Annotated in this window: 16 protein-coding genes and 1 other RNA gene; 6 read left to right on the forward strand and 11 right to left on the reverse strand. The window is 68.9% G+C overall.

Annotation, left to right across the window (positions count from 1 at the left end; translation table 11 throughout):
• Positions 1 to 8 precede the first annotated feature (8 nt).
• Both glnA and KVY00_RS01245 read right to left on the reverse strand, forming a co-directional pair.
• Complete coding sequence (gene glnA, locus KVY00_RS01240; RefSeq protein WP_223043952.1) at positions 9 to 1346, reverse strand: type I glutamate--ammonia ligase; 1338 nt, start codon at positions 1344 to 1346, stop codon at positions 9 to 11.
• A 141-nt stretch (positions 1347 to 1487) separates the two neighbouring features.
• On the reverse strand, positions 1488 to 1694 hold the full coding sequence (locus KVY00_RS01245; RefSeq protein WP_223043953.1) for a methionine aminopeptidase: 207 nt from the start codon (positions 1692 to 1694) through the stop codon (positions 1488 to 1490).
• Between the two features lie 46 nt (positions 1695 to 1740).
• On the opposite strand from KVY00_RS01245, the gene map reads away from it, so the two are divergent.
• From map to KVY00_RS01260, 3 genes are read left to right on the forward strand one after another with little or no spacing between them, the layout of a single operon-like run.
• Entirely contained in the window at positions 1741 to 2610 is an 870-nt protein-coding gene (gene map / locus KVY00_RS01250) for a type I methionyl aminopeptidase (protein WP_223043954.1), read from the forward strand.
• A 56-nt stretch (positions 2611 to 2666) separates the two neighbouring features.
• Positions 2667 to 3089: a hypothetical protein gene (locus tag KVY00_RS01255; RefSeq protein ID WP_223043955.1), complete on the forward strand. Its 423-nt coding sequence runs from the start codon at positions 2667 to 2669 to the stop codon at positions 3087 to 3089.
• Positions 3086 to 3310: a helix-turn-helix transcriptional regulator gene (locus KVY00_RS01260; RefSeq protein ID WP_223043956.1), complete on the forward strand. Its 225-nt coding sequence runs from the start codon at positions 3086 to 3088 to the stop codon at positions 3308 to 3310. Before KVY00_RS01255 ends, KVY00_RS01260 begins: the two co-directional genes overlap by 4 nt.
• 26 nt (positions 3311 to 3336) lie before the next feature.
• Here the strand turns inward: KVY00_RS01260 and KVY00_RS01265 are convergent, their stop codons facing one another.
• Both KVY00_RS01265 and KVY00_RS01270 read right to left on the reverse strand, forming a co-directional pair.
• Positions 3337 to 4086, reverse strand: coding sequence for a DUF2993 domain-containing protein (locus KVY00_RS01265; RefSeq protein ID WP_223043957.1), 750 nt, complete (start codon positions 4084 to 4086; stop codon positions 3337 to 3339).
• Between the two features lie 82 nt (positions 4087 to 4168).
• Positions 4169 to 4732, reverse strand: a complete 564-nt coding sequence (locus KVY00_RS01270; RefSeq protein WP_223043958.1) for a dihydrofolate reductase family protein — start codon at positions 4730 to 4732, stop codon at positions 4169 to 4171.
• Between the two features lie 183 nt (positions 4733 to 4915).
• Here KVY00_RS01270 and KVY00_RS01275 point away from each other — a divergent pair, with 183 nt between their 5' ends.
• On the forward strand, positions 4916 to 5461 hold the full coding sequence (locus KVY00_RS01275; protein ID WP_223043959.1) for a hypothetical protein: 546 nt from the start codon (positions 4916 to 4918) through the stop codon (positions 5459 to 5461).
• A 121-nt stretch (positions 5462 to 5582) separates the two neighbouring features.
• Here the strand turns inward: KVY00_RS01275 and KVY00_RS01280 are convergent, their stop codons facing one another.
• Positions 5583 to 5930 carry a VOC family protein gene (locus KVY00_RS01280; protein WP_223043960.1) on the reverse strand — a complete coding sequence of 116 codons (348 nt, stop codon included), beginning with the start codon at positions 5928 to 5930 and terminating at the stop codon, positions 5583 to 5585.
• Positions 5931 to 6077: 147 nt separating this feature from the next.
• On the opposite strand from KVY00_RS01280, the gene KVY00_RS01285 reads away from it, so the two are divergent.
• Positions 6078 to 6641 carry a dihydrofolate reductase family protein gene (locus KVY00_RS01285; RefSeq protein ID WP_223043961.1) on the forward strand — a complete coding sequence of 188 codons (564 nt, stop codon included), beginning with the start codon at positions 6078 to 6080 and terminating at the stop codon, positions 6639 to 6641.
• 15 nt (positions 6642 to 6656) lie between these two features.
• Here KVY00_RS01285 and KVY00_RS01290 read toward each other — a convergent pair whose 3' ends face one another.
• A complete protein-coding gene (locus KVY00_RS01290; protein ID WP_223043962.1) occupies positions 6657 to 7265 on the reverse strand; it encodes a TetR/AcrR family transcriptional regulator in 609 nt (202 codons plus the stop codon).
• Positions 7266 to 7418: 153 nt separating this feature from the next.
• Here KVY00_RS01290 and KVY00_RS01295 point away from each other — a divergent pair, with 153 nt between their 5' ends.
• Entirely contained in the window at positions 7419 to 7976 is a 558-nt protein-coding gene (locus tag KVY00_RS01295; protein WP_223043963.1) for a hypothetical protein, read from the forward strand.
• A 38-nt stretch (positions 7977 to 8014) separates the two neighbouring features.
• Here KVY00_RS01295 and rnpB read toward each other — a convergent pair.
• The 5 genes from rnpB to KVY00_RS01320 all read right to left on the reverse strand — a co-directional run bounded on the left by rnpB (position 8015) and on the right by KVY00_RS01320 (position 11894).
• Positions 8015 to 8395, reverse strand: an RNA gene (rnpB, locus tag KVY00_RS01300) — RNase P RNA component class A.
• Between the two features lie 147 nt (positions 8396 to 8542).
• Positions 8543 to 9271 (reverse strand): zinc ribbon domain-containing protein, encoded by a 729-nt coding sequence (locus KVY00_RS01305; protein WP_223043964.1) that lies wholly within the window; start codon positions 9269 to 9271, stop codon positions 8543 to 8545.
• Between the two features lie 32 nt (positions 9272 to 9303).
• Complete coding sequence (locus KVY00_RS01310; protein WP_223043965.1) at positions 9304 to 10161, reverse strand: Nif3-like dinuclear metal center hexameric protein; 858 nt, start codon at positions 10159 to 10161, stop codon at positions 9304 to 9306.
• Between the two features lie 3 nt (positions 10162 to 10164).
• Entirely contained in the window at positions 10165 to 10866 is a 702-nt protein-coding gene (locus tag KVY00_RS01315) for a methionine ABC transporter permease (protein WP_394358256.1), read from the reverse strand.
• On the reverse strand, positions 10866 to 11894 hold the full coding sequence (locus tag KVY00_RS01320; RefSeq protein ID WP_223043966.1) for a methionine ABC transporter ATP-binding protein: 1029 nt from the start codon (positions 11892 to 11894) through the stop codon (positions 10866 to 10868). Before KVY00_RS01320 ends, KVY00_RS01315 begins: the two co-directional genes overlap by 1 nt.
• Positions 11895 to 12007 lie beyond the last annotated feature (113 nt).

A 12007-nucleotide genomic window follows, 5' to 3' on the forward strand; every position in this document is an offset into this window, starting at 1 on the left:
GGCCTCTCTCAGATCGTGTCGAGCATCGAGCCGAGCTCGTAGGGGGTGACCTGTGCCCGGTACTCGCTGACCTCGCGCCGCTTGTCACGGATGAAGTACGCGAAGACCTGCTCTCCGAGCGTCTCTGCGACGAGCTCGGAGCGCTCCATGACCGCGAGCGCGTGGTCGAGGCTCGTCGGCAGCGGGTCGAAGCCCATCGCCCGTCGCTCGCCGTCGCTCAGCGCCCACACGTTGTTCTCGGCCTCGGGCGGCAGCTCGTACTCGTCGCGGATGCCCTTGAGGCCGGCGGCGAGCAGCACCGAGAAACCGAGGTAGGGATTCACCGCGCTGTCCATGCCGCGGTACTCGACGCGTGCGGCGCCGCCCTTGCCCGGCTTGTACATGGGAACGCGCACGAGCGCCGAGCGGTTGTTGTGGCCCCAGCTCACGAACGACGGCGCCTCGTCACCGCCCCAGAGTCGCTTGTACGAGTTGATGTACTGGTTGGTGACGGCCGTGATCTCGGGCGCGTGGCGCAGCAGGCCGGCGACGAAGCGTCGCCCCGTCTGCGAGAGCTGGTAGCGGGCGGCCGGATCGTAGAAGGCGTTGGTATCGCCCTCGAAGAGCGAGAGGTGCGTGTGCATACCGGATCCCGGATGGCCGACGAGGGGCTTCGGCATGAAGGTGGCGTGCACGCCCTGGGCGATCGCCACCTCCTTCACGACCGTGCGGAACGTCATGATGTTGTCGGCCGTCGTGAGCGCGTCCGCGTAGCGAAGGTCGATCTCGTTCTGGCCGGGGCCGGCCTCGTGGTGGCTGAACTCGACGGAGATTCCGAGCTCTTCGAGCATGGCCACGCTCTCGCGCCGGAAATCATGCGCCGTGCCCCCCGGAACATTGTCGAAGTACCCGGCGCGGTCGACCGGCACGGGCCCCTCCGGCCCGTACTGTGCGGACTTCAGCAGGTAGAACTCGATCTCGGGGTGCGTGTAGAACGTGAATCCCTGTTCCGCAGCCTGCGCGAGCGTGCGCTTCAGCACGTTACGGGGATCAGCGACCGCGGGCTCGTCGTTGGGGGTGCGGATATCGCAGAACATGCGGGCCGTCGGCGCCGACATGCTGCGCCACGGCAGCAGCTGGAAGGTCGAGGGATCCGGCACCGCGAGCAGATCGGACTCATACGCGCGAGTCAGCCCCTCGATCGCGGAGCCGTCGAAGCCGATGCCCTCGCTGAACGCGCCCTCGACCTCGGCCGGTGCGAGCGCCACGGATTTCAACGTGCCGGAGACATCGCTGAACCACAGGCGTACGAATTTCACGCCCCGCTCTTCGATGGTGCGAAGAACAAAATCGCGCTGCTTGCTCACACCGGCTCCGTTCGCTCAGTTGACGATTATTGCCAGACTAGCGCGCCCCTGTGACATTCGTGTTTCAGCGGCCGTTTCCGCGGAAGCGGCTCAGGGCGGGCGGCTGCTCCTGCGCGCCGCGCGCAGGAGCACGGCGCGCGTTCAGGAATCCTCCTGCGCCTCCTCCTCGGCCCACTCCTTCGCGCGCTCCTGCAGCTTCGCGGGCCCGTTCGCCGCCTCCTCGCGGGTCTTGAACGGCCCGATGCGGTCGATGCCGAGCGACTGGGGGCCCTCCTCGACCTGCCCGGTGCGGGTGTTGTACCAGTACGTCTCCTCGGGGTCTTCGACTCCCCAGTCGCGCTTGCTCATTGCGGCCTCCCTGTGTCGTGGGTCTCTCCCTTCATAGACTAGAGGCATGCCCTTCGACGCACACGGACATTTGATCCCGGGCTCGGTTCCCCCACAGCGAACCGTCCCCCAGCACATCGCACGGCCGCCCTACGTCGGGCTCGCGGTGCCTCCCGCCTATACGGGAGACAACACCTACTCCGAGGACGAGATCGGTCGCATCAGAGCGGCGGGACGGATCGCCTCGCGCGCGCTCGACGCCGTCGGGGAGGCGGTGCGCCCCGGCGTGACGACGGCGGAGCTCGATCGGGTGGCCCATGAGTTCGTCGTCTCTCAGGGCGCCTACCCGTCGACGCTCGGTTACCGCGGTTACCGGGCCTCCTCGTGCACCTCCGTGAACGAAGTCATCTGCCACGGGATTCCCGACGACACCGTTCTCCGCGACGGGGATCTCGTGAACGTCGACATCACGGCCTACCTCGACGGCTTCCACGGCGACACCAATCGCACGTTCCGGGTGGGGCGGGTTTCGGAGGACGTCGACCTGCTCATCGAGCGCACGCACGAGGCGATGATGCGGGGCATCAAGGCCGCGAAGCCGGGCCGCCAGGTCAACGTGATCGGCCGCGTGATCGAGACGTACGCCAAGCGCTTCGGCTACGGGGTGGTGCGCGACTTCACCGGCCACGGCGTCGGCGCCTCGTTCCACTCGGGGCTCATCATCCCGCACTACGACTCCGCTCCGGCCTACGGCGACGTGATCAAGCCGAACATGGTGTTCACGGTCGAACCCATGCTGACGCTGGGCTCGCACGAGTGGGATCAGTGGGATGACGGCTGGACCGTCACCACGCGCGACAAGAGCATCACCGCGCAGTTCGAGCACACGATCGTGGTGCGCGAGGACGGGTTCGAGCTGCTCACCGTGTCGGACTGAGGCGGCGCTGCGATGAGCGGCAGAGACATGCTCCGCGACCCCGGAAAGGCGCTGTCATGACCAGAAGAGAAGCGTCCGAGAGACGCACCGAGGCCGAGGCGCGTACCGGACGAAGGTACAACCGGCAGTTCGGCGCCGCGATGGTGCTGTACGTGCTGCTGCTCGTGCTCAGCCAGATACTCGACGCCGAGCGCGGTACGCCGCTCGCGATCGCGTTAGCGGTCCTGCCGATCCTCCCGCTGCTCTGGATCGTCGTCGCGCTGCTCGGGCATCTCCGCAGGATCGATGAGATGCAGCGGCAGCTGCTGGTGAAGAGTCTCGCCGTGGGCTTCGGGGTCGCTATGCTCGTCGCGGTCACCGTCGGCATGCTCCGGATGAGCGGCCTCGACGTGCCCATGCCGGAGTGGATCGTCTTCTCGGGCGGGATGTCCGCCTGGGGCATCGCCGCGATGGTGCTGACCCTCCGGGTCGATCGGTGAAGAACGAGGTGAGGCGCCTGCGCACGGAGCGGGGCTGGACCCAGGTGCAGTTCGCCGAGGCGCTGGGGGTCTCGCGCCAGACCGTGAACGCGCTCGAGACCGGCCGCTACGATCCCTCGCTGCCGCTCGCCTTCCGCATCGCCGCAACCTTCTCCCTCCCCATCGAGCAGATATTCACCCCCGATGCCGATGACGCACCGCCGACCGGAGGGCGACGATGACGGGACCGCTCGGCGGCACGTCACCCCTACTGGCAGGTGCCGCGGAATCGCTCCTTGGGGCTCGAGAGCAGCCTCTCCGACAGGGCCGCCTGCATGATGACCTCGCCGGAGGGGCGCACCTCGATTCCGGTCAGCGTGACTCCGGCCGGGAGGCGGTCGGCGAAGCAGATGCTCCGGGGCTCGCTCATCGCCCCCGCTAGAAAGGCGCCGACCGGCCCCTGATCCTGCACGATCACATCACTCGGGGTGACCACGATCTCACCCGCCTCGACCCCGAGACCCACTGCCCCCTCGTAGGGAATCTCGAACGCGGGGCTGTAGGGCAGGTCGAACTGCTGATCGGTGAGCACTCCCCCGCCGACGAGCTCGCCGTCGCGCATCTCTCCCCAGTCCGCGAGCCCGCGGCTCACGATCCGCACCATGCCGTCGAGCTGCTCGGGCGGTACTGCGAAGGAGGCCGTGCCGTCTCTGAGCTTGCCGAACGCCGGGAACAACGGCATCGAGCCCACCTCGAGGGTCGCCCTCGCCGTCACATCCTCGGCGAGGGGCACGCCGTCGGCGGTGACGGTGACGTCGGAGACGCGCCAGCGCAGGGCGTTCAAGAGCATCGAGCCCTCGGTGTCGACGGTGACCGCCTGCGCCTGCGGAACCCGCAGCGCGAGCCGCGCGCCGCCCTCGATCGCCGACGGGATCACCGCGCGCAGCGAGAGCTCGAGAACGCCGCCGAGCACCGCGAGTACGACGAGCACGACGGCCCAGCGCTTCAGATTCTTCATCCTGATCGACCATAGCGGAGAGGTCGGAGGGCCGCACTCGACGGCTTCGGCCCGGAGCCCCTCATCATCGCTCGCGGAGCGCTCACCCCGGCTCGGCCCGACGATAGTGCATGACGACGGCGTCGTTGCTGAGCGGGATCGACGAGATCAGCTCGAGGCGGCGGGTGCCGGGCAGGCCGTCCTGGTACAGGGTCGGGCCGTGGCCGGCGATCGCGGGGTGCACGAGGAAGCTGTACTCGTCGATCAGATCCAGACGGTCGAGCGCCGTCGCGAGCTTGCCGCTGCCGACGAGCACCCCAGCGGGTGTCCGGTCCTTGAGCTCCTGCACCGCCGTGCGCAGGTCACCGGTGAGATGATGGCTGTTGGTCCACGGGAAGTCGCTCCGCGTCGATGACACCACGTACTTCTGCTTGGTCTCGAGTGCCCGCGCCCAGTCGCGCTCCGCCGCCGGCGCCTCGACCTCGCCGCGGGCGACCGCCGGCCAGTAGCTCTCCATCATCTCGTAGGTGGTGCGGCCCCACAGCATCGCTCCGGTCTCGTCCATGAGGCGGGTGAAGTGGGCGTGCGTCTCGTCGTCGGCGATGCCCTCCTGATGATCCACGCAACCGTCCAGGGTGACGTTGATGCTGAACGTGAGAAGACCCATGCGATCCCTCCTCCGGCCTCGAGGCCCGCTGAGCCACGGCGCGCCGTCGCCCCCGCGGTATGTACTTTGACCGTAGATCGACCGAGGTCGCCCGTCAAGGAAAACCACGAGGCTGCGAGAGGTTCCCGGGATGCTGTGCGAGTATCTGACCAACGGCTCGGCTGCGAAGACGGGGAGGGCATCATGTTCACGGAGTTCCTGAGGGGCCAGGCCTTCGCGATCGCGTGGTTGGCAGTCATGGCCGCCGGTTGGTTCGGGTGGTCGCAGGAGGACCCGAAGCCACGGCTCCGCGGTTGGTTGGGAGCCGGTTCGGTGATCGGGATCCTGACCGCGATCGGCTTCGGGATCCTCGTGTGGCGCAACTGGTCGACCCCGACAGCGCTCGACGGACGCTACTGGGTGTTCGGTCTGGTCGTGCTTGCCGAGGCCGTGGTCATCGGGGGCGGCTGCATCGCGCTCGCGAGACGCGATCAGACGCGATGGTACGGGTGGTGGATCGGACTCTGCGTCGCCCTGCACTTCGCTCCGCTGGCGTGGGTCTTCGAGGACTGGTCGTACATCGCGCTCGCGATCGTGCAGGTGATCGGCCTGCTGCTGATGCTGCCCGCGCTGCGACGGGCCGAATACCAGACGAGCCGGTGGGCATGCCCGTGGATCGCTGTGACGTTCCTGGTCTACGCGCTCGCGTCGGGAGGCGTCTTCCTCATCGAGCGCGGGTACCCGTACTGAGTTCGATCTCCTCCCCTATCGGGCGAGATGGCCGAGTGGAATGCAGAGGCGGTCTCACCGTCGACACCCCGCTCCACCTGCCGCCATCGCCACCGGATTCATGCTCCCCCGCACCGTCCGTTCAGCCGCGCGAAGCGAGGGAGAGGCTGTTGCCGTCGGGGTCGACGATGGTGACGTGCTTCACCCCGTTGCCGTAGGTCTCGACCGGTTGGTGCGCCATTCCCGCGGCGCGCCACCGCAACAGGTAGGGCTCCAGGTCGCCCACGCCCAGGGTGATGAGGCCGCCGCCGCTGCGCAGCTCATCCGGGGCGATGAAGAGCCAGGTGGTCTCAGCGACCTGCCACATCGCCTCGTCACCGACCACCTCGTCGGCCGGGCGTCCGAAGAATGCCGTATACCAATCGAGCGCGGCTGAGAGATCGCGAACGGGAAGGCCGGCGAAGATCTGGGTGTCGTTGTCCGTGGGCATCAGAGTGAGTTCCTTCCGTCCGTACTCAGAATCGGTCATGAGGGGTCTTCCGATTAAGTTGAACTGCCGTGTACGATTACAGCATCTCGTGCACCTCGGTTCAATACCGGGCGGTGGCCGAGGGTGTCTACAGGAAGGGAAGCAATCATGGCAGGCACGCTGACGGTCGACCTCTTCATCTCGGTCGACGGATGGGCCGGCAGTGACGGGCTGCCCGGGTACTTCGGCTACCTCGGCCCCGACCTCGCCGAGTGGAACGCTGCCGAGAGTGCGAAACCGCAGCGTGTGATCATGGGACGGCGCACCTACGAGGCTCTCGCCTCCTTGCCCGACGCGGCCTGGGGCGACACTCGTGCCGGGGTCGACGCGCTCGAGAAGATCGTGTTCTCCTCGAGTCTCGAGAGCGTGGACTGGCCGAACACCCGCATCAGCCGCGACCTCATCCCCGAGATCACCGGCCTCAAGGCCGACGGAGACGTGCCGTTGCGAACCTGGGGCAGCATGTCCATCGCCCGCCAACTGCTCAAGGCGGGGCTGGTCGACCGGCTCCGGATCATGATGTTCCCCCTCTTCGCCGGGGATGCCGGACGCGAACCCGCTTTCTCGGGTGTCGCATCGGATGAGCTCGAGCTCGTTTCTCAGCGCGTCCTCGATGGAAGGATCCTGCTGATCGAATACCGGCCCACCGGCAACGACATCCCACGCGCTTGAGCGAGTGGGTTGATATCAGCGGGTGAGGGTCGCCAGTACGGCGTCGCGGACCAGGGCGGGTGCCTCGTCGGCGGAGATGTCGCCTCGGTGGACCGCGGCCGAAGCCCCGTGCAGGATCGCCTGGGCGAGGCTGAGCTGCCAGTCGATCGAGACGCCGTCGCGGAACTCCCCCGCCTCCCGACCGCGCTCCAGCAGCGCGCGAGCGCGGGCGAAGGGCTCGTCGTGGGCACGGCGCAGCTGCTCGGGCGACAGCGCTTGCGAGGCGGCGATCACGAGAGCCCCGTAACGATGCGTCAGTGCCCACGAGGCCTCCAGCAATCTGCCGAGCGCGTCTCGCGGATCCCCTCCGACATCCACCAGAGCGAGTTCCTGCTCGCTGTGGGCGATGGCGCGGTCGGCCACCTCGCGGAGCAGTGCCGCCCGCGACTCGAAGTGGCCGTAGAGCGTGATGCGGCCGACCCCGGCTTCTTTCGCGATCTCGTTCATGCTCGCCTCGGGGTTCATGGCGAGTAATCGTGTCGCGGCGTCGATGATCGCCTCGATGTTGCGCAGCGCATCGGCGCGCTTCGGGCGAGCAGGTCCGCCCCGTAGGGGCTCTCTCGCCGTCGCTTGGGTTCCGGGCATCGTGTGACCTCCGAGGCTGGACGTTGATGTTCACTTTATCGGAGAGCGCCCTTCCATTAACTTGAACCTGGATGTACGGTTTATGCAACCCGTACCGCGATGCTCACAGGAGTCGACATGGTAGCCGTCACCCCACCGAAGAGGGGCCACGCCGTGGCAGATGCGAACGGACAGCGGGGCGCGGCGTGGCGATGGATCTGGCCCGCCGCGCTCGGGATGCTCGTCGCAGCCGGCACCGTGTACGGGCTCACCGACGCCCGGGATGCCGCTCCTGTCATCGCGGCCTCCGGGCTGGTGTATCTCGCGGCCGGAGCCAGCGGGCACCGTGCGGCGGCGTGGATCGCGTTCGCCGCCACCTTCCTCCTGATCACTCTGGACAAATTCGCCGGCCTCGACGCCCTCCCCTGGCTGTTCGCCCTGGCCGCGGTGCTCCTGGCCGCGGGGATCGCTTGGCGCCGCGTCCGCCCCTGGTGGTCGTTCCCGCTGCAGGCTGTGGCCATGCTGATTCTCGGGGCGATCACCTTCGTCGCGCTGCAACTGAGCCCGATGGCCGGCTGCCTGTTCGTCGCAGCGGCGCTCCTCGGCCACGCGATATGGGACATCCATCACCATCGCGTCGACCGCGTCGTCGACCGCGCGCTCGCTCGGTTCTGCGCCGTGCTCGACATCCTCGTCGCCGTCTTCGTCGCGATTCTGGCGCTCAGTCGATGAGCCCGGACACTGCGGCCCCGTCCGGAGCGGAGGGGCGGGGGAATGGGCCGGCTGTACGCCGGGTTCTGTGCCGGCCGGCGAACCGGCCGGTGACGGTCATCTATCTCGGGGCACTGTTGCCAGTACCCTCTAGCGGTCTACCCGCAGACTCGGCGAGGAGCGTCGACGTCTGCTGTCTGACCTTGCTGCGGACGAGGTTTGCCTGGCCGCCCGTGTCACCACGAACGCCGGTGGTCTCTTACACCACCCTTTCACCCGGACCTTCCCGGCTGCGCCGAGAAGGCTGGTCTGCTCTCTGTTGCACTTTCTCGCGGGTCGCCCCGGGTGGGTGTTACCCACCGTCCTCCTCTGTGCAGCCCGGACGTTCCTCGGCGCGGCACCGCCGAAGCGATCCGCGACGCGACCGTCCGCCGGCCCATCCCGGAGTCCAGTCTACCGCGCCGAGATACGGATCTCGCACGAGGACCCGCGGATCGGCCTGCGAAACCCGTATCTCGGCGCAGAGAACACACAGGAAGGCCGGCAAGCTCGGCGCTCACGCGGAGCCGGCGGCGGCACCCAGGCCGCTACTCCCCCTCGACGCGCACCAGGATGGCGCCGGTGCCCGGGCAGAACACCAGCTCGTCGGGCGCGGCGGCGCGGATCTCGCTGAGCTCGGCCGGCGTGAGCGACATGTTGCTCGCCTCCGAGACGCTCCCGCGCAGGCGCGCGGCGCCGATCCCGATGCGGCCCCGCAGCTCCTCGTACAGGTCGAGCAGGTCCCGCTGCAGCTCGGCCGCGAGACCGGCCCGCTCCTCGCTGTTCGACGCGATCTCGCGGTCCAGACGCTGCTCGGCCTCCGCGATCTTCGCCCTGATGACGGCGCGGCGCTCATCCACGCCGGCGAGCACCTGCTGAGCCTCCGAGAACTCCGCCTGCGCGCGCTCCTGCACCTCCATGAGCTCGAGCTCGCGATCCTCGAGCTCGCCCTTGCGGCGGGTGAGCGTGTCGAGCTCGTTCTGCAGCGCCTGCGCTTCCTTCGACGACGTGCTGGCGGCGAGCAACTGCTCGTCGCGCTCGCGGCGCTGGCTCACCATCTGCACGTCGGCCTCGACGCGCGCGATCTCGGCGTTCTGCGCGTCGAGTTCGCGCTGCGCCGCCATGAAGCGAGCCTTGGCCTGCTCCGCCTCGTCGGTCAGGCCCTCGAGCTCGGCGCGCTCGGGCAGCGTGCTGCGCTTGCGGCGAAGCCGGGCGATCGTGTTGTCGCGGTCTTGCAGGTCGAGCAGCAGCTGCTGCTGGCGAGGGCTGGCTTTCATGGGTCCAGCCTACCGGGGCGCAGGGGCGCCGTTCACGCGGTCGGTCGTTCCGCGCCGACCGTGAAGCTCCAGGGGTCGGTGCGGATCCCGCTCACGCGGAACTCGACGCCTGGCAGCCGCTCCGAGAGCAGCTCGGCCGCCCCCTCGAGCCACAGCGACTCGCTCGCCCAGTGCGCGACGTCGACGAGGGCGGGGCCGCCGGTCGCGAGTGACTGCTCGAGCGACTCCTGCGCGGGGTGGTGCCGCAGATCCGAGGTGAGGTACACGTCGGCCGCGCGCACGGCCGGATGGTCGAGCAGGCTGTCACCGGCGCCGCCGAGCAGAGCGACTCGGGAGATCGGGCGCTCGGGATCTCCGGCGACGCGCACGCCGCTCGCCGTGCGCGGCAGGATCGCGGCCACCCGTTCCGCGAACTCGCGGAGCGCGATCGGGGTCTCGAGGTCGCCGACGCGACCGATGCCGAACACCTCTCCGGGTCTCGGCCCCTCGGCGGGCGCGATCGCCTCGGCCGAGCGGAGGCCCAGGCGCTCCGCGATCACCGCCGACACCCCTCCCTCGGGCTGGTCGGCGTTCGTGTGCGCGGCGAGCAGCGCGCAGCCGCCGCGGATCAGCTTCGCGAGCAGCGCGCCCTTCGAGGTGTCCTCCGCGACGGTGTGGATGCCGCGCAGCAGCAGCGGGTGGTGGGTGAGCAGTGCGTCGGCGCCCCACTCGAGGGCCTCGTCGACCGTCACGGCCACCGCGTCGACGGCGAGCAGCACGCGGCGCAGGGGCGCATCGCTCGCGCCGGAGACGAGTCCGACGCGGTCCCACCCCTCCGCGGTCGCGGCGGGCCAGAGTTCTTCCGCGACCCGCTGCAGGTCGGCGAGGGTCTGAGAGGGGGCGGGTGACACGGGCTACCTCCGGAGCAGTTTGCGGGCGAACACGTTGCCGAGCAGCTGCACGAGCTGCACGATGACGATGATGACGAGCACGGCCGACCAGGTGATCCACGGGTTGAACTGCCGGTAGCCGTACTGCAGCGCGAGGTTTCCGAGGCCGCCGCTGCCGATGACACCGGCCATCGCGGTCATGTCCACCACCGCGATGAAGGCGAAGGTGTAGCCGAGCACGAGGGGGCCGAGCCCCTCGGGGATCAGCACCGTGAGGATCGTGCGGAGAGGGCCGGCCCCCATGGCGCGCGAGGCCTCGATGACCCCCGGCGGCACGGTGAGCAGGTTCTGCTCGACGAGCCGCGCGATCCCGAACGTCGCGGCGAACGAGAGCACGAAGATGAGGAATCGGTCGCCGATGCCGGTGCCGACGATCAGGCGCCCGAGCGGCTGGATCGCAGCGAGCAGGATCACGAACGGGATCGGGCGGAAGAAGTTCACGAGGAAGTTCAGCACCCAGAACACCGGTCGGTTGGCCAGGATCCCCCCGGAGCGCGTGACCGTCAGCGCCGTTCCGATGACGAGGCCGAGGATGCCGCCGACGGCCATCGCGACCACCACGTACTGCAGGGTCTCCAGGGTCGCTTCGAGGAAGCTCCCGTTCTCGAAGAGCTTGAAGAGGTCGTCGATCTTGCCGTTCTCGGCGAGGATGTTGGATGCGCGCATCAGGCCAGCACCTCCAGGTCGGTCTCCTGCGCGAGCGCCGCGATCGCGTGCTCGACGCGCAGATCGTCTCCGATGAGTTCGAGCGTGAGCTTGCCGAAGCTCCGGCCGCCCACGTCGGTGATGCCGCCGTGCACGATGCTCACGCCGACGCCGCGCTCGGCGAGGGTGCGGAACACGACGGGCTGATCCACGTCGCCGTCGCGGAACGTCAGGGTCACGAGCCTGCCGCGGTGGCGCTCGCGCAGCTGCTCGAGGTGCTCGGCCTCGGGCTCCGTCGGCAGCGCGGTCGAGACGAAGCGCCTCGTGGTCGCGCTCTGCGGATTCGAGAACACCTCGAACACGTCGCCCTGCTCGACGGCCCTGCCGCCGTCCATCACCGTGACGCGATCCGCGATCTCGCGCACGACCTCCATCTCGTGCGTGATGAGGATGATCGTGATCCCGAACTCCTCGTTGACGCGCTTCAGCAGCGCGAGCACCTCCTGGGAGGTCTGCGGATCGAGGGCGCTCGTCGCCTCGTCGGCGAGCAGCACGCCGGGGTTCGTGGCGAGCGCGCGGGCGATGCCGACGCGCTGCTTCTGCCCACCCGAGAGCTGGTCGGTGTAGGCGTCGGCCTTGTCGCCGAGGCCGACGAAGTCGAGCAGTTCCGCGGCGCGGCGCTTGCGTTCGGCCGGAGACACCCCCGCGACCACGAGCGGGTACTCGATGTTCTTCGAGACCCGCTTGGAGTGGAAGAGGTTGAACTGCTGGAAGATCATGCCGATGCCGCCGCGCACCGCCCGCAGCTTCGACTCGGGCAGGCTCGTGATCTCGTCGTCACCCACGAGGATGCGGCCCGAGCTCGCCTGCTCGAGACCGTTCACCAGCCGCAGCAGCGTGCTCTTGCCCGCCCCCGAGTAGCCGATGATGGCGTGGATCTCGCCGGAGGCGACATCGATCGAGACGTCGTCGACCGCGACCACCGGGGCGGCGGCCTTGCCGCGGCCCGGATATCGCTTCGAGACGCCGATCATCTGGACGCGCGTCATACGCGGTCTCCCTCCTGCTTGCTGCCTTCTGCCCGGTGCCGCGCTCCGGGCGCCGGGCAGATGCGGATCGGGGCGCCCGGAAAACCGAACGCCCCGATCCTATGCGCTGCCGG

The sequence above is a fragment of the Leucobacter tenebrionis genome (assembly GCF_019884725.1).
GTDB lineage: Bacteria > Actinomycetota > Actinomycetes > Actinomycetales > Microbacteriaceae > Leucobacter > Leucobacter tenebrionis.

What these genes read in the sequence shown, in the direction of transcription:
- KVY00_RS01245 (WP_223043953.1), bottom strand. Translation starts at nt 1,694, where the DNA reads ATGAGCAAGCGCGACTGGGGAGTCGAAGACCCCGAGGAGACGTACTGG.
- map (WP_223043954.1), top strand. Translation starts at nt 1,741, where the DNA reads ATGCCCTTCGACGCACACGGACATTTGATCCCGGGCTCGGTTCCCCCA.
- KVY00_RS01255 (WP_223043955.1), top strand. Translation starts at nt 2,667, where the DNA reads ATGACCAGAAGAGAAGCGTCCGAGAGACGCACCGAGGCCGAGGCGCGT.
- KVY00_RS01265 (WP_223043957.1), bottom strand. Translation starts at nt 4,086, where the DNA reads ATGAAGAATCTGAAGCGCTGGGCCGTCGTGCTCGTCGTACTCGCGGTG.
- KVY00_RS01270 (WP_223043958.1), bottom strand. Translation starts at nt 4,732, where the DNA reads ATGGGTCTTCTCACGTTCAGCATCAACGTCACCCTGGACGGTTGCGTG.
- KVY00_RS01275 (WP_223043959.1), top strand. Translation starts at nt 4,916, where the DNA reads ATGTTCACGGAGTTCCTGAGGGGCCAGGCCTTCGCGATCGCGTGGTTG.
- KVY00_RS01280 (WP_223043960.1), bottom strand. Translation starts at nt 5,930, where the DNA reads ATGCCCACGGACAACGACACCCAGATCTTCGCCGGCCTTCCCGTTCGC.
- KVY00_RS01285 (WP_223043961.1), top strand. Translation starts at nt 6,078, where the DNA reads ATGGCAGGCACGCTGACGGTCGACCTCTTCATCTCGGTCGACGGATGG.
- KVY00_RS01290 (WP_223043962.1), bottom strand. Translation starts at nt 7,265, where the DNA reads ATGCCCGGAACCCAAGCGACGGCGAGAGAGCCCCTACGGGGCGGACCT.
- KVY00_RS01305 (WP_223043964.1), bottom strand. Translation starts at nt 9,271, where the DNA reads ATGAAAGCCAGCCCTCGCCAGCAGCAGCTGCTGCTCGACCTGCAAGAC.
- KVY00_RS01315 (WP_394358256.1), bottom strand. Translation starts at nt 10,866, where the DNA reads ATGCGCGCATCCAACATCCTCGCCGAGAACGGCAAGATCGACGACCTC.
- KVY00_RS01320 (WP_223043966.1), bottom strand. Translation starts at nt 11,894, where the DNA reads ATGACGCGCGTCCAGATGATCGGCGTCTCGAAGCGATATCCGGGCCGC.